Annotated in this window: 18 protein-coding genes and 1 tRNA gene; 7 read left to right on the top strand and 12 right to left on the bottom strand. The window is 53.1% G+C overall.

The window, feature by feature from the left end; genetic code table 11:
* Positions 1 to 4: 4 nt before the first annotated feature.
* From TPRIMZ1_RS0106450 to TPRIMZ1_RS0106435, 3 genes are all read right to left on the bottom strand, one after another.
* On the bottom strand, positions 5 to 1,438 hold the full coding sequence (locus tag TPRIMZ1_RS0106450) for an ATP-binding protein (RefSeq protein WP_010256528.1): 1,434 nt from the start codon (positions 1,436 to 1,438) through the stop codon (positions 5 to 7).
* Positions 1,439 to 1,497: 59 nt separating this feature from the next.
* Positions 1,498 to 3,690, bottom strand: a complete 2,193-nt coding sequence (gene fdhF / locus TPRIMZ1_RS20970) for a formate dehydrogenase subunit alpha (RefSeq protein ID WP_081503630.1) — start codon at positions 3,688 to 3,690, stop codon at positions 1,498 to 1,500.
* A gap of 224 nt (positions 3,691 to 3,914) precedes the next feature.
* Positions 3,915 to 5,084 (bottom strand): permease, encoded by a 1,170-nt coding sequence (locus tag TPRIMZ1_RS0106435; protein WP_038078040.1) that lies wholly within the window; start codon positions 5,082 to 5,084, stop codon positions 3,915 to 3,917.
* A gap of 242 nt (positions 5,085 to 5,326) precedes the next feature.
* Here TPRIMZ1_RS0106435 and TPRIMZ1_RS0106430 point away from each other — a divergent pair.
* The 5 genes from TPRIMZ1_RS0106430 (at position 5,327) to TPRIMZ1_RS0106410 (ending at position 8,638) form a co-directional block, all read left to right on the top strand.
* Positions 5,327 to 5,420, top strand: a tRNA-Sec gene (locus TPRIMZ1_RS0106430).
* A 51-nt stretch (positions 5,421 to 5,471) separates the two neighbouring features.
* On the top strand, positions 5,472 to 5,759 hold the full coding sequence (locus tag TPRIMZ1_RS0106425) for a DUF3343 domain-containing protein (RefSeq protein WP_010256523.1): 288 nt from the start codon (positions 5,472 to 5,474) through the stop codon (positions 5,757 to 5,759).
* Positions 5,752 to 6,804, top strand: coding sequence for a selenide, water dikinase SelD (gene selD, locus TPRIMZ1_RS0106420; protein ID WP_010256520.1), 1,053 nt, complete (start codon positions 5,752 to 5,754; stop codon positions 6,802 to 6,804). Before TPRIMZ1_RS0106425 ends, selD begins: the two co-directional genes overlap by 8 nt.
* A gap of 33 nt (positions 6,805 to 6,837) precedes the next feature.
* Positions 6,838 to 7,461 carry a sulfurtransferase-like selenium metabolism protein YedF gene (gene yedF / locus TPRIMZ1_RS0106415; RefSeq protein ID WP_010256517.1) on the top strand — a complete coding sequence of 208 codons (624 nt, stop codon included), beginning with the start codon at positions 6,838 to 6,840 and terminating at the stop codon, positions 7,459 to 7,461.
* Positions 7,462 to 7,468: 7 nt separating this feature from the next.
* A complete protein-coding gene (locus TPRIMZ1_RS0106410) occupies positions 7,469 to 8,638 on the top strand; it encodes an aminotransferase class V-fold PLP-dependent enzyme (RefSeq protein ID WP_010256515.1) in 1,170 nt (389 codons plus the stop codon).
* 88 nt (positions 8,639 to 8,726) lie between these two features.
* Here the strand turns inward: TPRIMZ1_RS0106410 and selB are convergent, their stop codons facing one another.
* A complete protein-coding gene (gene selB, locus TPRIMZ1_RS0106405) occupies positions 8,727 to 10,664 on the bottom strand; it encodes a selenocysteine-specific translation elongation factor (RefSeq protein WP_232616755.1) in 1,938 nt (645 codons plus the stop codon).
* Positions 10,665 to 10,686: 22 nt separating this feature from the next.
* Entirely contained in the window at positions 10,687 to 12,189 is a 1,503-nt protein-coding gene (gene selA / locus TPRIMZ1_RS0106400) for an L-seryl-tRNA(Sec) selenium transferase (protein ID WP_010256510.1), read from the bottom strand.
* A gap of 196 nt (positions 12,190 to 12,385) precedes the next feature.
* Here selA and TPRIMZ1_RS0106395 point away from each other — a divergent pair, with 196 nt between their 5' ends.
* A complete protein-coding gene (locus tag TPRIMZ1_RS0106395; RefSeq protein WP_010256505.1) occupies positions 12,386 to 13,540 on the top strand; it encodes a double-cubane-cluster-containing anaerobic reductase in 1,155 nt (384 codons plus the stop codon).
* On the top strand, positions 13,541 to 14,338 hold the full coding sequence (locus TPRIMZ1_RS0106390) for an acyl-CoA dehydratase activase (RefSeq protein WP_010256501.1): 798 nt from the start codon (positions 13,541 to 13,543) through the stop codon (positions 14,336 to 14,338).
* Positions 14,339 to 14,379: 41 nt separating this feature from the next.
* Here the strand turns inward: TPRIMZ1_RS0106390 and mobA are convergent, their stop codons facing one another.
* From mobA to TPRIMZ1_RS0106350, 7 genes are all read right to left on the bottom strand, one after another.
* Positions 14,380 to 14,991 (bottom strand): molybdenum cofactor guanylyltransferase, encoded by a 612-nt coding sequence (gene mobA / locus TPRIMZ1_RS0106385; RefSeq protein WP_010256498.1) that lies wholly within the window; start codon positions 14,989 to 14,991, stop codon positions 14,380 to 14,382.
* On the bottom strand, positions 14,984 to 16,348 hold the full coding sequence (locus tag TPRIMZ1_RS0106380; protein WP_010256494.1) for a [FeFe] hydrogenase, group A: 1,365 nt from the start codon (positions 16,346 to 16,348) through the stop codon (positions 14,984 to 14,986). Before TPRIMZ1_RS0106380 ends, mobA begins: the two co-directional genes overlap by 8 nt.
* 2 nt (positions 16,349 to 16,350) lie before the next feature.
* On the bottom strand, positions 16,351 to 16,896 hold the full coding sequence (locus TPRIMZ1_RS0106375) for a 4Fe-4S dicluster domain-containing protein (RefSeq protein WP_010256490.1): 546 nt from the start codon (positions 16,894 to 16,896) through the stop codon (positions 16,351 to 16,353).
* A 14-nt stretch (positions 16,897 to 16,910) separates the two neighbouring features.
* Positions 16,911 to 17,192 (bottom strand): hypothetical protein, encoded by a 282-nt coding sequence (locus tag TPRIMZ1_RS0106370; protein WP_010256485.1) that lies wholly within the window; start codon positions 17,190 to 17,192, stop codon positions 16,911 to 16,913.
* A 78-nt stretch (positions 17,193 to 17,270) separates the two neighbouring features.
* Positions 17,271 to 17,789, bottom strand: a complete 519-nt coding sequence (locus TPRIMZ1_RS0106360) for a 4Fe-4S dicluster domain-containing protein (RefSeq protein WP_010256481.1) — start codon at positions 17,787 to 17,789, stop codon at positions 17,271 to 17,273.
* The gene (fdhF, locus tag TPRIMZ1_RS0106355; protein ID WP_026043566.1) at positions 17,786 to 19,981 is read right to left on the bottom strand and encodes a formate dehydrogenase subunit alpha; all 2,196 of its coding nucleotides are present in this window, start codon (positions 19,979 to 19,981) and stop codon (positions 17,786 to 17,788) included. Before fdhF (TPRIMZ1_RS0106355) ends, TPRIMZ1_RS0106360 begins: the two co-directional genes overlap by 4 nt.
* A 153-nt stretch (positions 19,982 to 20,134) precedes the next feature.
* Positions 20,135 to 20,971, bottom strand: a complete 837-nt coding sequence (locus TPRIMZ1_RS0106350) for a formate/nitrite transporter family protein (RefSeq protein WP_010256476.1) — start codon at positions 20,969 to 20,971, stop codon at positions 20,135 to 20,137.
* Positions 20,972 to 21,178 lie beyond the last annotated feature (207 nt).

Here is a 21,178-nt window from a genome sequence, read left to right as displayed (position 1 = left end):
TCCTTTACCCCGTGTTCTTCATCATAAGCTTCACCGCTTCGTCACGAAGTTCCGCATAAGCCTCACGGATTCCGCGGAGCCGGTTAAGGGGATCGCCTTCACGGTTCTTCTCTTGCGTATCCTTAGCGTTTTCCGAAAGATTCTGTTCCTCCTCGAGGATACCGATGAGGTAGTCCAGGCGCTGCATATCGTTGGAAAAGGTGTAGAGATCCGCCTTGTTATGGGTGATCTTCTGGCGGAGACGCTCGGTGTCTTCGGCGTTAAGGCCATAGGATGCGCTGATGTGGATAGTCAGGGCTTCCAGGTTCGGATCCTTGATGTCGTGGAGCATCGAAGATTCATGAAAGAGAACCCATTCGTTGACGGCGTCCGCTATGCTCTTGCCCCGGAAGTCCAGGGATGCGCGCTGAGCTTCACCGGCAGCCGTGGTCGTTCCGGTGTCATTCCGGGAGGATAGGACATCGTAGAGCCGCCGGTACAGGGTTTCTGCGCTCTTTAGATACGCCTTGCGTTGTTTTTCAGTAAAGGTGTTGGTTCCAAGGCCGATGAGGCCATAGACCATGTTAAGTATGGCAGCATCGTGCGCCTCCAAGGTCAGGCCTTTGCGGAGGAAGGACAGGCTTATCTTGTAGAGATACCAGAGGGTACGGCCGGAAATAAAGTTGTATACATACCGGGAGTCGTCATCGTACATGGTATTGTAGACCTGATTATTGATGTCCATGGTGTAGATAAGGTCCTTATCCATATCCCGGTTATCCTCCTCAAAGGAACGGAAAAGAGTCCTGAACATCATCTTCAATCCGTCCCGGAGGTAGTTTTTCTGCCAGAGCGTAATTTCTTTTTCCGCAAAGACCACGGGGTCCTTCGCAAGGTCCGCTTCATCCTGGAGAAACTCGTCAAGAAAACTATCGTTGCTTTCGTAGGACAGGTTGATGATACAAAAACGGTTGAGGATGGGGGCCATGATATTGAACTGAAAGGGGATATTCTGCTTGTAGTTTGCCGCGGCGATAACCAGGGTCGATTCGGGCAGGGTCCGGCCGTTTCCGATTTTCCGCTCAAAGACCAACTGCAGCAGAGCCCCTTGAACATTTTCCTGGGCGGTACTCAGCTCGTCCAGGAACAGCACCGACGGCACATGAAAGTTATTTTCCTGATCCAGGATGTTCCGGTACCAGTGGGGGGCCAGAAGTTCCAGATAGTGCTCCCCGGTTTCACGGTCCTCCGCCCTGACCTGAAAACCCAGGATCTCCTCCTGGGAAAACCGGGAGCCGATAAGGGTTTCAATATGGTAGCCGTTGCGTCCGGCCCAGTTGTACACCACCGTTGATTTGGCCAGTCCCGGGTTTGCCATCAAAAGGATGGGAACCTTACTGTCCCTGGTAATCTCGATGGCTATTTCGATCCGGTCACGGATCCGGTTAAGGCCCTTCATTACCCCATATCGTACCGACTGAGCCGGAACGGGTCAATGGTTTGGTTTTACAAAACCGCTTACCCCGAGACACCCTCCCGTTCAACGCTGATGAACATCTTGTTTCTCAAATCCGCCAAGGTCTTGTTCACCGCGTCCCAGGCCGCTTTTTGATCCGGAAGCCTTTCCACCTTGCAGGCGCAGTACTTGTACTCCGGGGTCTTGCTTATGGGGTCAAGGGAACTATTCGTCAGTTCGTTACAGGCGCCGACCCACCACTGGTAGGTCATGTACACGGCGCCCTTCTTGACCCGGGAGGTAATATTGGCCCGGGTAATAACGGAGCCGCGTTTTGAGCTTATCCTGACAAGCTCTTGGTGTTTTATGCCAAGCTTTTCCGCATCCCTCGCCGAAATCTGTACCCAGCCCGGCTCATCCTCAAGGTTGCGGAGGGTCCGGCAGTTACCGGTCATGGTGCGCACCGAATAGTGGCCCACTTCGCGGACCGTACACAGGGTGAGGGGATACTCTTTGTTTTCCACTTCCTGAGGCGGCCGCCATTCGGTGGCGAAAAAGTTGGCCTTGCCGTCGGCGTTGGCGAATTTGCCGCCCCTGTGCAGGTAGACCGTACCCAAATCGCTCGCTGCCTTGTCCCGGCAGGGCCACTGGATGGAGAGGTTCCTTTCAAGCTTCTCGTCGGTGGCGCCGGCGAAACTGGGGCAGAGTTCGATCAGCTCGTTCCAGATTTCTACGGTGTTGTTATACTTCATGGGGTAGCCCATGGCCGTAGAAATCAGGCTGATGATTTCCCAGTCGTTCTTCACATCCCCCGAAGGCTCGATGACCTTGCGGGCCTTCTGAAAGCCCCGGTCGCAGCAGGAGAAAACCGAGTCATGCTCGCACCAGCCCGTGGCCGGCAGAAGAACATCGGCGTACTGGCCGGTTTTGTTCATATAAATGTCCTGCATAACCACGAAGTCGCATTTCTCCAGAGACTCCCGCACTTCCGTCGAATCCGGGTCGGATTGGACCGGGTCCTCCCCCATTATGTAATAGGCGTGGATCTGTTTTGCAGGGTCGGTTTCGTGCAGCACATGGTGGGGCACCACGGTCAGGGTAATGCCAGGCTTATCGGACAGTTTGACCCCCCAGGCTTTTTCGAATTTTTCCTGTATCGCCGGGACGGTGACGCTCTGGTAGCCCGGATAGACATTGGGCAAGGCCCCCATATCGCAGGCGCCCTGCACGTTGTTCTGGCCCCGCACCGGGCCGATGCCCGTGGAGGGACGGCCCAGGTTGCCGGTCATGATGGCCAGGTTGGCCAAACCCTTGACCACGTCCACGGCCTGCCCGAACTGGCAGACCCCCATGCCGTACAGGATCATGGAACGTCCGCTGGCGGCATACATCCGGGCGGCCTTTCTGATATCCTCGGCGGAGATCTGGGTCTGGGCAGCCACGCCTTCGGGGGTATATTTCTTTACAATTTCCTTAAACTCGTCGAATCCATTGGCGTGTTTTTCGATAAAGTCATAATCACAGAGCCCTTCTTCCAAGATAACATTGGCCAGAGCGTTGACCAGCAGCAGGTTTGAGCCGCCTTTAAGCTGGAGATGCATGTCCGCAATACGGGCGGTCTCTATGATCCGGGGATCGACGCAGATTATCTTGGCGCCCTTTTCCTTGGCGCGCACAATGCGGCGAGCGACTATGGGGTGAGAATCAGCGCCGTTATAGCCGAAAACAAACAAAAGAGCTGCATCTTCTATTTCAGGCACTCCCATGGTCATGGCGCCTGAACCTAGTGAATACTGTAGACCCGCTACAGAAGGAGCGTGTCATATCCGCGCGCAGTGGTCGACATTGTTGGTGCCCACCGCTGCGCGCATAAATTTCTGCATGATATAGTTGGACTCGTTGCCCGAGCCCCGGGCCGAACCGGTGCCCATGATGGCGTTGGGGCCGTATTTTTCCTTAATTTCCATGAGCCGGCCCGCCGTATAGGCAATGGCTTCGTCCCATTCTACCTCTTCCAGGGGACTATTTTTACCGCCCTTGCGAATCATGGGCTTGGCGAGCCTTTTAGAGATAATCTGGGGGTCATTGAGGTAATCCCACCCGTACCAGCCTTTCAAACAGGCCGTGCCTTCGTTGGTTCTGCCCTGAACAGGATGCACATCAAGGATCTTGTTCACATCCTGGTCTACCGTAAACAATAGCTGGCACCCCGCTCCGCAGTACGCACAGGTGGTCTGGATTTCTTTTACCGCCATTTCTTCTCCTCCTATGAGGTTTAACGCTTTTATACTTAACAGAATACTATGGGAACTGGAAAAACTCAAGTGTTTTTTACGCGGAACGCGCTACAGGCAATGGAGGGCATGAGGCGGGTGAATCTGCCCAAATCATAGGACGTATCCGGTCAGATACGGGTATATGCGCCTAAATGATATACTTGCTTAAATCGACAATCTTGTTAGGCGCCATTTTTCCGATATCATTTTCTCCATGCTTTATTTCCACCAATAATATATTTAATGACAAATAAAGTTGAAACCAACAGGATGGTCATAACCGTGGGGATAAAAATACCGTATTTATTAAACAGCCAATTACCGGCTATGCCGATAAGCACAATAAACAACTGCCCCCAATTATTGTGTTTTTCAGTCGTTTGTTTTTTCATGAAGAACTCAAGCAAAATAAGCGTAAATATCGGCACAAATACCATGGTGATAGAGGTAAGGAATTTCTCCAGAATTAACTCAAAGCGGCTGACCGGAAAAAACACAGAAACAACCAGTGTAAATATCCCAACCATCAGAATTGATGTCCTGATGTTTTTGATTTTTATCCATTGTGTTGATGAAACCGCTGCGGAATAAATAGCGACAAAGTTGGTGGTTATGGTAGACAATAAAACTATACCACAGGCGACATATCGAAACCTGCTTGATGCGATAAAAGCGAAAATATCATTCCCGCTTGAAACCGCAATGGAAAGCCCAATGATATACATAAAGCAACTCCCCAAAAAATATCCAAGAAAGGGCATTAGCGTAGCGCCAATTTTGTCATTTGCTTTGCAGGAATAGTCTCCCACCAATGGCAGCCAGGAAACCGGCATGGCTATGGACAATTCTATTCCTAACATTATGCTCATGTTAGTTGAAATGGATAAGGATCCGGCGTTGTATCCAAATGATTCAACGAGAAATAAAACACAAAGTCCTGCCAAGAGAACAACCGCTATATCGTTTATGCGGCCTCCCGGAGTACCAAAAATCACAGCCCATACTATTTGAAGTATAGACAGCGTCAGTGTTACTGTCCAGAAAGGCAGATTAGGAAATACACCGGCAATAGCGCCCCCTGCCTGTACAACTAAAATGATAATCCAGCCCACAAGTTGTACCAAATTACACAGGGCGACTAATTTTCCTCCGAGTTTACCAAAAGAAAAAGCCACGCTGTCCATGGCATTAACTTTCCGGCAATAAGAAACATAAGCGCCCCCCGCAAAAAGCGCTGTTCCGATTATATGTCCGATAATTATTACAATCAGCCCTTGGACAAAACCCAAGGGAGCAAGCAGGCCCCCGGTAAATATTTCCGAAACGGAAATTGCCGCCCCAACCCAGAGTAAAAACATAGCGCTTTTTTTCATAAAACCCTCCTGCAGCATATAACCGCCCATAATGCAAGCGCTTTTTAAGCAAGTATCCTATAAATACTATATAAATAGTATGATAAAATAATAGTAGCGGCCTGCGAAAAAAGAGTCAAGCATTTTCCAAAAAAAATTAATATACCCGGTTTAATATCCCGAAAAAGGGTTTCCGAGCTCCGATCCGTAGTTTCCACCGCCGTGATTGACAACAAAGCTTCACAATCTTATCATTATTCTGTGGAGGTGAATGTCGCCTGGTGGCGGCTGCGGACTTCAAATCCGTCAAAGGGTGGAAACGTCCTTGGTGAGTTCGATTCTCACACGCCTCCGCCATTTTTTTGTTGTCAAAAGCGCAGCCCATTACCCCGTACGATAGCAGCTCGCATGGAAAGTAACAGCAAAGAACTAATCATCGGTTTCGATAGTGTCACCCAGGCCATTATGGCGGAGCAGGCGTTGGTGGAGCAGGGGTTTTATGTCCGGGTCATGCCCATGCCTGCGGGCATACGAACGGGATGCGGTTTTTGCCTCAGGTTTGTACCGGAAGATCTGGAACGGGCCGCCTCGTTTCTGTCGGAGCGGGGACTTGCTATAAAAGAGGCCTGGGAGAAATCCGGGGATGGATACAGGAAGATCGGTATAAACGGGGCGGATGGAGGAAGGGATGGGTAAGAACACTGAGTCCCTGCTGTCAAAAGGACTACTGTCCTCCTGCACAAGCGGTGGATGCGGGGCGAAGATAGAAAGCGATGGGCTTGCCCGCCTGTTGGCGGGGCTGCCTGCAAGCGGCGACAAACGACTGCTGGTCGGCTACGACACTTCCGATGATGCCGCAGTTTATATGCTTGATGAGAAAAACTCGCTTATCTTTACTGCGGACTTTTTCCCCCCTATGGTCGACGATGCCCGTACCTTTGGGCGTATCGCTGCCGCAAACGCCTTGAGCGATGTATGGGCCATGGGCGGCAAACCCATGGTGGCGCTGAACCTGGTATGTTTTCCCGAGGCCATGGAGAAAAGTGTCCTCGCAGATATACTGGCTGGAGGTGCGGAGAAAATCGCAGAGGCAGGGGCCGTCTTGGGCGGTGGACACTCTATATACGACAGGGAGCCAAAGTATGGGCTGGCCGTCACCGGCATGGTCGAGACAGCAAAGGTGATACGCAACAACACCCCAAAGATTGGGCATAAAATAATATTGACCAAACCCCTGGGCGTAGGGATTGTGATGGCTGCTCTGCGGGTTGAGATGGCCGGTGAGGGGGCGGTTCGGCAGGCCATAGCCTCCATGGAGCGGCTCAACCGCTATGCCTGTGAGAGCATGGCGGGTTTTAACGTAAGCGCCTGTACGGATGTTACCGGTTTCGGGCTGCTTGTCCATGCCCTGGAGATGGCGGGGGATCAGGCGGCAATACTACTGTACCCCGATGCCTTGCCCCTTATCCCGGAGGCAGTAACCTATGCAAACGAATATCTGCTGACCGCCGCGGGCCAGCGTAACCGCAACCGTGGAAGCAAATACGCCGATGTAAGCGCGCTCCCCTTTGCCACCCAGGAACTGTTATTCGATCCCCAGACATCCGGAGGACTTTTGATAGCCGTGCCCCCCGACGAGGCAGAGACGCTTACTGCCCGCATCAGGGAAGCCGGGGATGAACACGCCGCAATCATAGGGGAAGTTGCGCCGAGGGCGGGAAAGGTGATACTATTCAGATAAGGTGAAGATCCTTGCACTAAATAGGAGTTATATATGAAAACATTGGATATGCAGGGAAATCCCTGCCCGATTCCTGTGGTAAACGCCAAGAAAGCCCTTGCCGAACCGGGCGCGGATGGTGTGGTGGTTTTGGTAGACAATTTTGTTGCGGTGCAGAACCTTGAGAAGATGGCTAAAGGAACAGACTGCGGTTTTTCGTACACCGAGGAGGGGGCATCGCTCTATAAGGTGACTATCCTCAAGGACCCCAACAAGGCTTTTAACGAGCCCCCGGAAGCTCCCGCAACTGCATCTGATGCGCCCGCTGTGGGGAGCGTGAAGAAGGGGCCGGTGGTTCTCATCACTGCGGACAGCATGGGCAGGGGGGCGGAGGATCTTGGGAAACTGCTCATCAAGGGTTTCATATTTTCCCTGACCCAATTAAATCCCCTGCCGGAAGCGGTTATATTTTTGAATGGCGGTGCACATCTCACCACCGAAGGGGCAAACACCGTGCCTGATCTAAAAGTTCTCCAGGAAAAAGGCACGGAAGTATATACCTGCGGTACCTGCGCCAATTACTATAAGTTGACCGAATCCCTCGCCGTAGGAAGTATCGTTGACATGATGAAAATAACAAACACCCTGGCAAAGGCGTCCGGGGTTATCACACTATAATTGTGATATGATATACGCAAATTACGCCGCCACTTCTCCTGCATTATCCCCGGTGGTAGTTCAAGAACTGCACGGATATTTAGGGGAGACGCATCTCAACGCCGGACGGAATTTTGAAGGCCTGGAGGCAGGGGCCATTGCCCTGAGGGCCCGTAGGGCTGTAGCAAAGCTCCTTGGGGTAGCCGATCCCCTGCGGGTGATATTCACCAGCGGCGCCACACAATCCCTGAACATGGCTATAAACGGCCTTGTCAGAGAGGGGGATCACGTGCTGTCCACGAGCGTGGAACACAACGCGGCGGCCCGCCCACTTGAAGCGCTCCGCAAAAATGGTGTGATAGAACTTGAGTGGCTCCAATGCGATCCGGATGGTTCACTGGACCCTGAAAAAATCCGCGGTGCAATACGGAAAAACACAAGACTGCTCGTCATGACCCATGCGTCAAATGTCCTTGGTACGATATTACCCGTAACGGAATGTTTTAGGATTGCCCATGAATACGGCGTCCTGACCATCCTGGACATGGCCCAGACCGGTGGCGTCCTACCGTTTACCATGGAAGATTACGGCGCGGGGAACTCTCCGACTAAAGTCGGCGTTGCAAATAGCGATGTTGTTGCGTTTGCGGGCCATAAGGGGCTGCGGGGCCTTGCGGGCACAGGAGGGTTTGTCATTGGAGAAGCGGCTGCAGGGCAGATGCGACCATGGATAAGCGGCGGTACCGGCAGCGTGTCCCAATCCTTGGACATGCCTGAGTTCATGCCGGACAAGTTCGAGCCGGGTACACAAAACACCATAGGCATCTTAAGCCTTGCCGCATCGGTGGAGGAGATTTTGCGCACAGGAGTTGAAACGATACGGGAGCGTGAACGCGCTTCCACGGCGCGTTTTATAGCGGGGCTGGGACAAATAAAAAAGATTGCCGTCTGCGGGACCCTTGATCCGGATCGCTGCGTATCCGTCGTTTCAGTTGCTATCCCAGGACACGATGCCGGAGAGGTCTCACGGTTTCTGTTTGAGAACCACAGCATAATTACCCGCAGCGGGCTGCACTGCTCACCCTTGGCACACCGGACCGCCGGAACATTTCCGGGGGGGACGATCCGCTTCAGCTTTGGGAGCAGAACAAGCAACGGGGATATTGACGCGATACTTGAGGCGCTGGATGGGGTGTAGGGGAAGGTTAAACTTTCCCACGGATTACAACAGCGGGATATTAGGACTATCAGAAATTTTGTGTAAATGGCCAGCTATCAGATTCGATCTACCCCACAAGCACCCGCGTATCCCCGACCCGCTTCGTCAATCCCTGGGAGTCCAGAAAGTCCAGCATCGCGAGGCTTTCTTTCCTATTCACACCGATGGAATCCCGTAAAGAAGCAACCGTTATATCGCCGCTCATCGAAGAAAGCGCCTTAAGCAGTTTATCCCGCATCTCCCGGGAAAACAGCAGACCCCCTTCTATCGTCCTGAGATCGTCTTGTTCCCGCAGATATGCTGCCGCTCGTTTCATATCGGAAGATGTGGCGCCCAGTTTTTCTTCCAGTTCCGGCAGTTTTAAAAGATTGAAGCCCGCAGATGCGATCTCATCCCTGATACGTCCCGCAAGATCCATCAATTTGCTATCCACGGATTGGCGGTAATCCGCCGCCCGGTAACAGGTTTTCCCCTGCACGGCGACCGGGGTTATAGCATTTCTTGCCGCCATTATGTCGATGAGGACTTTGAAATCCCCGACTTTAACCAGGCCTGAGCCGTGAACGCTATCCAGGGATGTAAATAGTTTTTCTGCATCCAGCCCGGAGAGTTCGGGGGATTTTGTATGGAACTCATGGAGAATACGCAGGGCTGATCGGGTTACCGTGTCGAAGGCTTCGCTGGAGATAAAATTCTGCGGGGTCCCGAATTCCAAAAATCCGTATGTGTCCGGTGTTGAGGACAGTACGCTTAAAGACTCAGTAAAGGGGTCCTTGCCCATCTGGGAAAGCTCGGATAGGCCGGATACGCTGAGAATTCCTTTATCATGGATAATTGCCGCAAGCAGGGTGACGGGGCTGAAGTCGGCGGCAAGGCCTTCAACTATCCTGGCTTTAGCTTCCCGATCCGCTTTGCCCCGCGCCAGTTCGGCGTTGGGCAGCATAACCCGCCCGCCGCCTATGGTAATGAGGGGGCTGTAAAAACGTATCACAAACCTTTGTCCGGCTGCAACCGTTATTTTTGATTCGCACAAAAGCTGCACCGGTCCGCTGTTTCCCGGAAGTATGCCTGATTTTTTCATATCAGCGTTCAATCGCAGAAGCGATATTCTGGCGACCACATCAGTTGTCCCCACATGGAACCGTACCCGCTGCCAGTGGGCCACGCCTTCATGCGCGGAAGGCAATATATCAAGCCATGCGCTTATGCAGTCGGTGGCAACGAAAGCCCCTTTTTCGCAGACCGCGGCTCCCCGCTCTATTTGGTCATGGGAAATGCCGGCCAGGTTAACGGCTACCCGCTGCCCAGCGGTAGCGGAACTGACTTTCGCTCCATGTGTCTGGAGGGAACGCACCCTTCCTCCCACACCTGAAGGCATTATTTCCACTTCATCGCCCTCGGAAATACTCCCCTGATAGGATGTCCCGGTTACCACGCTTCCGAAGCCTTTTTTGCTGAAGACCCGGTCAATGGGGAGGAAAAATGCGCCCCGGCCATCTCTGGGGGGTATTTTATCAATTATCTTTTCTATTTCCTCCACGATGCGTGAAACACCTTCGCCCGTTACCGATGAAACCGGTATGATCGGCGCTCCATCAAGACAGGTCCCCCGGGTTAATTCGACCACCTCCGCAGTTGCCAGTTCAAGGGTTTCATCATCCGCCAAATCTTTCTTTGTCAACGCCACGAGGCCGAATCTAACTCCAAGAATATTCAGAATATCAAGATGCTCCCTGGTCTGGGGCATGACCCCTTCGGTTGCCGCTATTACCAGCATGGCGGCATCCATGCCGGCGGCGCCTGCGGCCATTGTCCGTATGAAGCGTTCGTGTCCGGGAACATCAACGATGCTGACGGTCTTACCGTTGGGCAAATTCAAGGGGGCAAATCCGAGTTCGATGGTTATACCCCGGCGTTTTTCTTCATCAAGGCGGTCACAGTCAATGCCGGTCATGGCGCGCACAAGGGCTGTTTTGCCATGGTCGATATGCCCGGCTGTCCCCAATATGAAAGGATACTCCTCCATCTTACCCAGCCACATCCCTGCTAAGGGCAGACACGAATGAGGCGGCAATTAATTTCTCATCCCCGGGCAAAAGGGTACGGACGTGGAGGATCACCCGACCTTCACGGATAGCCGGGATCACCGGGACAAATGCGGTCCGCAGTCCCGCCGCCAATGTTTCTGCGCTGAATGAAGGCGAGCTTATGGCCACACCGAAACCGGGAAGCAGGTCGGTGGGGAAAGAGCCGCCCCCTATGGCGTCTTCCGTCTCCACGACAGCAATGGTGAAATCGCCGGCGCCAGGATTTACTGTGCGGGGAACTGCGTTGCAAGCAGCGGTACGTTTCAACATGCGGCAGAGACGGCGGGCCATTTCGAGAAGGGCGGGTTTGTCCGTTTCGATCATCCCGATTACCGGTATGCTTCCCTGCCTGCCCGAGAGATGGAGCCGGAGAGTCGCCTCGAAAGCCGCCAGGGTCATTTTATCTACCCGCAGGGCCCGGAGCAGTTGGTGGGACTTCATCTTGTCTATAAGCTTCTTTGACCCGGCAATCACCCCAATCTGAGGGCCGCCGAGCAATTTGTCCCCGGAAAACGTTACGATGCCGGAGCCTGCTTCCAGACAATTCCGGACTGAACATTCCCGGTTTGCCAAATCCGCTCCAAGCGGACCGGGCACCCCAAGTAGGCCGAGGAGTCCGCTGCCGAGATCCTCCATAAACACCAGTCCCCGCTCAGCGGCGAGTTCCGCCAGTTCTTCGCGGGCCGTGGTTTTGACAAAACCCTCTATCCTGTAGTTTGAAGGGTGTACTTTAAGCAGCACAGCGGTGTTTTCCGTGATTGCATTGCGGTAGTCGCTTATGCGCGTAGAATTGGTGCAGCCCACCGCGATCATTTTCGCACCCGAAAAGGAAAGTATTTCCGGGATTCTGAAGGAGTCGCCTATTTCAACGAGTTCCCCGGAGGAGACGATGAGCTCCCGGCCGGAGGCTGTCGCCGACAGCGCCAAGAGAACTGCGGCAGCATTGTTGTTGACCACCAGCGCCGCTTCTGCACCGGTCAGGCGGCAGAGAAGCCACTCAACATGAACATTGCGCCCACCCCGTCCGCCTTTTCCGGGATCATATTCCAGGGTACTATAGGTTCCCGCTATTTCATTGACCGCAGCAATCGCTTCATCGGCAAGAGGGGCGCGGCCGAGGTTTGTGTGAATGACTACCCCGGTGGCATTGACCACTGGTTTCAGGGTGCTCGACGATTTTAAACGGAGCAGGGTTGTCGCGCGGATCACCACAAGCTCTTCCACCGGCAGGCCGGCCTTTACACCACCGCTTGTAACGCCGACTTTAGTCGGAGAGTTCCCCGCGCCTATTTCACGCCTTATTTCATCCAGAGTCTCTTCTATTATTTTTTTTACATTTTCCCTGCCCAGAGAGCTGGAAAATTCGGCGGCCCATGGCGCGTTAAGCAGGTCATCCATTGCCGGGATGGACCGCAGCAAAGCGTTTGCATCGGAAAGTGTCATAATCATTCCTTATTGTAAGATATTGTAGGGGATAAAACTGCTTATGTAAAGTTCCGTACTATCCAAAAGTCTAAAAATAAAACATGATGGAACAAAACTGAACAAAACCCCACCGAGGCTTGACAGCATGTACTATTCCCGATAGTCTATCAAAAAATCATGTAAACCCATCGGTCCGAAAGGGAGCAATGTAACAATGATTGAACAAAGAGAGCTGCCCGAGATTTTTGAATCCTTTTCTGATGCCCGTAAACAGGGTTTTATGGCCATGAAAAACCTGAAGGAACAGGGTAAGGGAGTGGTTGGAACCTTTTGCACCTATGTGCCGGTAGAGCTTTTTTTGGCAGTCGGTCTTGTGCCGGTGGGTCTTTGTTCAACCAGCGATGAAACCATAGGCGAGGCGGAAAAGGTCCTCCCCCGCAACCTCTGCCCCCTCATTAAGGCTTCCTACGGATTCGCCGCCGCCGATAAATGCCCCTATATGTATTTTTCCGATCTGGTGGTTGGCGAGACTACCTGTGACGGGAAAACAAAAATGTACGAACTCTTGGGAAAAATTAAAGATGTCCATGTGATGGATCTTCCCCATAACCAGGACAGGCCCGCTTCCCGGGCAATCTGGATGGAAGAAATTAAACGCTTAAAGAACAGGGTGGAAGAAAAATTCGGCGTAACCATTACGGTAGAAAAACTACACCAGGCTATACGGGAACGGAACAGGGAACGCGCTCTTTTAAAAAAAGTGTATGAACTATCGGTGATGAGCCCCGCCCCCCTCTCTGGTTTACAGCAGCTTCAGATACTATTCGGCGCCCAGTTCAAATTCGACCATGAAAAAAAAGTACAGGAACTGGAAGAGACCATCAGCAGAATTACTGAAGAATACCAAAACGGCAGGCATCCAATTCCCGCCGCTGCGAAGCGCATTATTGTTACCGGCTGTCCCATAGGGGGAGTTACGGAAAAATTCACCCGGGTCATTGAAGAGAGCGGGGCTGTGGTGGTGGCCTATGAAAACTGCACCGGGGCAAAACAGTTTGATCGGCAGATTGATGAGTCCGCCGACCCCTACGATGCCCTCTGCGACTACTATCTCAATATAGGATGCAGCGTGATGAGTCCCAACCCAAACCGGCTTGAACTGCTGGGACGGCTCTGCGATCAATTCAAGGCCGACGGGGTGCTGGAAATGGTGTTGCAATCCTGCCATACCTACGCCATAGAATCCTATACCATTGGAGAATTTCTTAAGACCCGCAGCATACCCTTTATGAGCCTGGAGACCGATTATTCCTCCGGAGACACGGAGCAGCTTAAAACCCGTATATCCGCCTTTATTGAGATGCTGTAAATGGATGGGGAAGCTGAATACGTCATCGGCATAGACTGCGGCTCCACACTCTGCAAGGGAGTGTTACTGAACCGGCATGGGGTTGCAGCTTTTTCTCTGCAGCCCACCGGGTGGAATTTGCAGGAAAGCGCCGCCCGTGTTTTGGCGAACCTCAGGGGTAACGCCGCCGACATTGCCCCTAACACAGCTGATAATGATATGGTTGGCAATATGCCGATTATTGCCACCGGGTACGGCCGGGACATGGCGACGGAAAAGACTAAGGCCGTCACCGAAATAAGCGCCCACGCACGGGGCGCAGAATACCTGATGCCGGGGGTCAGGACGGTTATCGATATAGGCGGCCAGGACTGCAAGGTCATTGCAGTGGAGAACGGCAGGGTGCTATCCTTTCAGATGAACGACAAATGCGCCGCCGGTACAGGCCGCTTTGTACAGATGGTCCTGGAACGGTTCAACGCGGACATAAACCTCATGGATACTTTACTTGCCGCCGAAAAAATCATTCAACTAAACAGCACCTGTGCGGTATTTGCTGAATCGGAGATCATCGGACTCCTGGCAAAGGGTTATAGCCGGGAGGAAATTGTAGGAGGGGTGGCGCTGTCCATGGCAGTAAAGATAAGCAGCCTTTCTGCCAGGGTCGGCCTCCGCCCCCCGGTGGTATTAACCGGTGGGCTTGCGGAAAGTTCCGGTATCCGTAAGGCGCTTTCACAGGTACTCAAGGTTGAGGTGCAATTTTTACCCCAGGGAATCTACGCAGGCGCCATCGGGGCCGCTTGTATCGGGGGGTTCTAATAGGAATACTGCGCGGGAAAATCCGCTGCACCTTGCGGCGGTCAAAGTGTCCCCCCGGTCCTGCGTTCCGCCTGCTCCAGGTCTTCCTTATAGTTGATGTTGAAAAACATTTCCCCATTATCAAATTTTTGTATCGTTCCATCATCGATCATGGTTACTTTCAGAGTATCGAAAGCCAGGCGTATCTTGTATATACTCCGGGACAGGGCTTCCCCCATGGGTGCAGCGCAGCTTTTTTTGTAAAAGGAATTAAAAAGTTCCAGGTCGCCGTTTTCGTGGCGGGCAATACACACATCCGGCCCTTCCCGGACAAGGAGTTCCCGCATATAGGCGATGTAGTCAACATTGATAAAGGGCATATCGCAGGCAACCACGTAGAGGTACTCGCTGGTACAACGCAGCAAGCCCTGATAGATGCCCGCCATAGGCCCCTCACCAATGCTGTCGGGGAGGGTAATGAGATCCATCAACCCCGTAGGGTTATTGGAGGAGATGAGTACCTCATTGAACAGTTTCCCCAGCCGTTCCGCAAGGCTGGACAGCACCCGCTCCCCGGCCAGTTCCAGCTTCTTTTTGTCATAACCGATCCTGGTTCCCCGGCCCCCGGCCAAAATCAGGGCGCTGCCGGTCAGGGGCGGGGAATCCTCATTCACTCTTATAGCTCGTGTGCAGAAGCTCGTGGGATTTGTGTCCGTTGGGCTTCTCCAGGAATTCGGCGTAGATCTTTTTTATAGCCCCGCTCTCGTGGGATTTCCGCTTCGGCAGGGCCTTGTCATGGTCATAGGTTGCCTTGCGCCGGCTCTGGTATGCCTCCGCCGTATCAGTATCCGACAGAAGTTTCGGCTGGCCTCCGCCGGAGATGCAACCTTCGGGGCAGGTCATGACTTCCACAAAGTGGGCGTCCAGGGTTCCCGCTTGGAGCTGTTCTATCACCGGGTCTATGTTCTTGAGGTTAGTAACCACCCCCACCTTGAGGGTAAGATCCCCGGCTTTGATCTCCGCACGCCGAAACCCTTCGTTTCCCCGCACAGCATTGATGTCCACATCCTTCAATTCCTTGCCGGTGATCAGGGTATAGCCGGTCCTGATGGCCGCCTCCATAACCCCGCCGGTTACGCCGAAGATGGCGCCGGCCCCGGTATACTCACCCAGGGGCATATCAAATTCCTCATCGGGCATGGTGGCCAGATCTATGCCCTTGTACTTAAGAAGGTAACCCAGTTCCCGGGTGGTGATCACCACATCGATATCCTGCCAACCGGAGGAGTTCATCTCCTCCCGGGCGGCCTCAAAGGTCTTGCAGGTACAGGGCATGACCGACACGTTATAAACCTTGGCGCCCTCCACTGCGTCGAGCTTTGCCCCGTAGGTTTTAAACACCGCCCCGGCCATCTGCTGAGGACTCTTGCAGGAGGAAAGGTGTTTGGTAAGTTCAGGATGGGTGTTCTCCATATATCTGACCCAGCCGGGGCAGCAGGAGGTAAACATGGGCAGGACGCCTTTTTCGGTAACCCGCTTTACCAGCTCTGTGCCCTCTTCCATAATGGTAAGGTCCGCAGAAAAATTCGTGTCGTAGACTTTTTTGAACCCGAGCCGCCGCAGGCCAGCGGCCATCTTGCCCGAGGCTAGGGAGCCCAGGGGCAGCCCGAAGTCTTCCGCAATGCCCACACGCACCGCCGGAGCGGCCTGCACAATCGTGAATAGGGATGGATCATCCAGGACCTTGATAAGTTCCGCCAGGTGGCTCACGTTATGGGCTGCAAAAAGGGGCTCCCGCACCGTTTCCGGCAGCATCCGCTCCTCCCGCTTTTTATTGTACATTTCCGGGCCGTGATCGATCAGGGAAACATAGGACTTGCATTTCTGCACACATTGGCCGCACATGACGCAGCGCTCAGCTACCACAGTCTGGGCTTCACCGGGGTTTCCCTCAATGGCATAGACCGGACAAACCTTGGTACATTCCTGACACCCCGTACAAATATCCTTATCTATCTGAATTACCGCCATGATTACTGCACCCCCTTGCCGCTGACCTGAATGGCTTCCGCCGCTTCACTTGACCTGATCCGCTTTTCCCGCAGTTCTTCTTCGGTGTCAACCACCCGCAGCGCTTCGTTGGGGCAGGTGGCCACACAGGCAGGGCCGCCCTCCCGATCCGGGCAGAGGTCGCACTTGAACACCGATGCTGCGCCGGCCAGTTCCGGCAGGATCTCCGCCCCCGCAATCTGGATGGCCCCAAAGGGACAGGCCAAGGCGCAGTTCCGGCAGCCGATACATTTATTACCGTTCACCACCACGGACCCGTTTTTCCGTTCCAGGGCGCCGGTCAGGCAGGACTGGAGGCAGGGTGCATTCTCACAGTGGTGACACTGTATGGGCATCGTAATAGTTCCAGTCCGGGTTAGGTATAAATTGGGAATCAGCGGTGTGGTAACCGTCCCAACCGTTTTCAGGACACCCTGCCGGTGGGCCGCAAAACAGGCCACCTCGCAGGCTCTGCACCCGGTACACTTTTCCGGGTCGGCCAGTACAAAATACGCTCCCTCTCCACTCATAGAAAACTCCTCTCTTACAGTTTCAGCAAAGACAGGGCATCAGCCGCCCTGATCTGTTTCATTCCGGCGTCCAGGATTTCCAGAACCGTTTTCTCCCGGGAATATCCGCAGGAAACAACACAGTCAGGAATACTGTTGCCCGTGTACTGCCCGCATACAGCACATTTATCAAGCTCTATCAACAAATCTCCACAGACACAGACGATTGCATTACTATCGCAATTAAGGACACAGGAAACCCTGACACAGTCCGCACACCGTACCAGTATCGGCCCGGTTTTTTCCGCGCCCCTCATAAGGTTTCCGCCTCTGCTTCGGTAATCCGTTCACCGTGGCTGTAAATGTTCATGTACCCCCGACCCACAAATCCGGTCTTAAACCGCCGCAGCGGCCGCAGCATTTCTGCGTTTATCCGCCACGCTTTGGCTCAAGTCACCATCGGTAACCAGGGCCAGGGCTTCGGTGGGACAGACCTTCACACAGGAGGGGCTATCCGCAACCCCAACGCAGAGATCGCACTTATTGGCGATCTTCCTGGGGGACCCGTCGTTCTGGACCTCTGCGGTTTCCACGATTTCCACCGCGCCGAAGGGACAGGCTATGACACAATTCTTGCAGCCTATGCACTTCTTTGTGTCCACAAGCACCACATTGTCCTTCACGAAGATGGCCCCCGAAGTACAGGATGCCTTACAGGCGGGATTTTCGCAGTGCCGGCAATGGACCGGGGCGCTGACTCGGGCGGTCTTAACCATAAAAAGCCGAGGATTAAAGTTATAGCCGTCGGGATCGATTTCGAATATCCGTTTACCCTCATGGGCAACCACGCAGCTTATCAAACAGGTTCTGCATCCTATACAGCGGATCGGGTTTGCTTTTATAAAAGAGTTCATGCTAAAACCTCCTCTTTTACAATGTGCATCCGTGACCGGATATCCTCATAGATATGGGCAACCTCTTGTTTTGCCCAGGCCTGGTCCTTGATCTTTTCTACCCGGGCGGCGCAGTATTTATACTCCGGCGTACGACTGGAAGGATCGAGGGAAGAAATGGTCAGTTCATTACACGCCCCTATCCACCACTGGTAGGTCATGTACACCGCCCCCGGCTTTACCCGCTCGGTGGGCTTGCAGCGGGTGTAGACACTGCCCCGCTTGGAAAGGACCTTTACGATCTCCCCTTCACGGAGACCCAGCTCGGCGCAATCCTCCGGTGACATTTCGACCCAGCCGGGCTCATCCTCCAAGTTGCGCAGCATACGGCAATTCCCCGTCATGGTGCGCACCGAATAGTGCCCCACCTCACGGACCGTACACAGGGCAAGGGGGAATTCCTTGTTCTCCACCTCTGTGGGCGGATGATAGGGAGAGGTCTTTAGTATGCCGATACCATCCGGGGTGGCAAAGCGGCCATCCTTGTGGAGGAACATGGTCCCCTTGTCCCCGGGTCCCTTATCCCAGCAGGGCCATTGAACGCTGCCCTGGCGCTCCATTTTTTCATAGGTTGCGCCGGTAAACTTGGGACAGAGATCGATCATCTCGTTCCAGATTTCTTCAGTATTGTTGTAGTGCATGGGGTAGCCCATGGCCGTAGCGATACGGCAGGTAATTTCCCAATCCGGCAAGATATTGCCCTGGCCTTCCAGCACTTTGCGGATACGCTGGAAGCCCCGGTCGGAACTGGTGTAACAACCGTCATGCTCGCCCCAGGCGGTGGCCGGCAGGATGGCGTCCGCGTGTTCGGCGGTCTTGTTCCAGAAAATATCCTGAACCACCACAAAGTCGACCTGGTCCAGGGTCTCCCGGATTTCTTCCAGATCAGGGTCCGACTGGGCCGGATCCTCACCGGTAATATAGTAGGCGTGGATCCGCTTTGCGGGGTCTTTTTCGTGGATAACAAATTCCGGAACCCGGGTAAGCTGAATGCCTGCTTTATTGGAAAGTTTTACCCCCCAGGCTTTTTCGAACTTTGCCTGTATTTCCGGGTCGGTGACGCTTTGATAACCCGGATAGACATCCGGAAGGTCCCCCATGTCGCAGGTACCCTGCACATTGTTCTGCCCCCGGACAGGGCCGGTACCGCAGCTGGGCCGGCCAAAATTTCCGGTGAGCATGGCAAGGCTGCAGCAGCATTTAACCGTTTCAACCCCCTGGGAGAACTGGGTGATACCCATGCCCCAAAGGATAACCGAGTGCTTGGAGCTTGCGTACTTCCGGGCGGTAAAGCGTATATCCTCCGCAGAAAGGCCGGTGATTGTTGCGGCGTATTCGGGGGTGTATTCCTTGACGACTTCCCAGAACTCGTCAAAGCCCTTGGTATGGGCCTTTACAAATTCATGATCAATTAAATCTTCGCTGATGATAACATTTGCCAGGGAATTCACCAGGGCCACATTTGATCCGCCCTTTAACTGCAAATGCAGATCCGAGATACGGGCGGTCTCTGTGATCCGGGGATCGGCGCAGATGATGAAGGCGCCCTTCTCCTTAGCCTTAACAATGCGCCGGGCTACGATGGGGTGGGAAGCCGCAGCATTATAACCGATGTTGAAGATCACCTCGGCGTCCTCAATCTCCGGAATGGACAGGGACATGGCGCCCTCCCCTATGGTCTGCCGTGAACCCGCAACAGAAGCGGCGTGGCAGATACGGGCGCAGTGATCAATATTATTCGTCCCCATAACCGCCCGGGTGAATTTCTGAGTAATGTAGCCCGCTTCATTTCCCGGTCCGCGAGCCGAAGCGGCGCCTAAAAATGAATCGGGCCCCCACTTTTCTTTGATCCGCTTGAAATTATCCGCCACAAATTTGATAGCCTCATCCCAGCTGACCACTTCCAGGGGAGATTTCCTGCCGTTTTTGCGAATCATCGGTTCCCGCAGGCGCTTGGTCAGGATCTGGGGATCATTCAGATAATCCCATCCGTACCAGCCCTTCAAACAGGCGGTCCCCTCGTTGGTTCTGCCCCAGACCGGATGCACATCAAGAATCTTGTTGGCAGCCTGATCAACCGTAAACAGGAGTTGGCAGCCTGTCCCGCAGTAACAACAGGTTGTCTGGATCTCCTTAACTGAATTTTTTGCCATAAAACCCCTCTCCTGGTATATGGAATAGCGCATAGAAGTTCTTTCCATGTGTAACGGAAAGTATAACATTCAAGAAAGGTACGGTCAAGAAAAATGAATAAAAAAATATCGAATTATTTATTAATATAATTCGGTTCACAACTTTTCAAAAGTTCAGACCGCCTTCTTTTTCTTGAGGGATATCCAGTATAGGAGACCGACCATCCCCGATCCGCCGACGATATTTCCCAGGGTTACGGGAATCTCGTTTTTAATTATAAAGTTAAGCCAGTTCAGGTTGGCCAATTGTTCTGCCCCAACATGGGACGCCTCTACCCAAAGCGGGTTCGACTTAGCCATAATACCCGCCGGAATATAGTACATATTGGCCACCGAGTGTTCAAACCCGGAGGTGATAAACAGACAGATGATAAAAAAACAGGCGAAGAGCTTGCCCGTCACATCCTTGGCCGCATAGGAAACCCACACAGCCAGGCAAACCAGCCAGTTACACATAATCCCCAGGAAAAAAGCCGATTCAAAGGAAAGGGCAGTTTTGTAGGCCGCAATCTTGATGGTCTGGCCGCCGAGCACACCATTACTGCTGTTGAACAGCATGGACCGGTTCATCATATAGGCGATAAACACACTGCCGATAAGGTTGCCGATATAAACTACAAGCCAGTTCGAAAGCATTTGGCGGATCTTGACTTTGCGATCAAGCACGCCGACCAGGATCAGGGTGTTGCCGGTGAACAATTCACCCCCGGCTACCACAACCAGCATGAGCCCCGTCCCGAACACCGCTCCCGCCAAAACCTTGCCCAGCCCGTAGGTATCCGGATTTGCGAACAGGTTAAAGGCCGCCATATTGGAGCCCTCCGAGGCAAAAGCAATAAACACCCCCGCCATAAAAGATAAAATCAATTGGCCGAGAATGCCCCGTTGGACCTTTGCCAAACCTACATCGCTGGTGTATTCCAGAATTTGCGCTGGTGATCGTGCTTCCATACTGTTTTTCTCCTCATTATATATTTCTAATTGTTTTTATAAATATGAAGAATTTTTAACCGCAAAGGACACGAAGGAATTTGGAATTATGCATTATACTATTTCCCCCTTAGTGTCCCTTGGTGTCCTTCGTGGTTTTTTCTTCTTCTATTCTCCTAGAACAGCCCGGAGATCTTCCCGGTGTTGTCTACGTCGATCTTTTCCGCA

Origin of the sequence: Treponema primitia ZAS-1, from assembly GCF_000297095.1 — a bacterium.
In the GTDB taxonomy this organism is placed as follows: Bacteria; Spirochaetota; Spirochaetia; order Treponematales; family Breznakiellaceae; genus Termitinema; species Termitinema primitia_A.
This window is presented reverse-complemented; position numbering and strand designations above follow the sequence as displayed.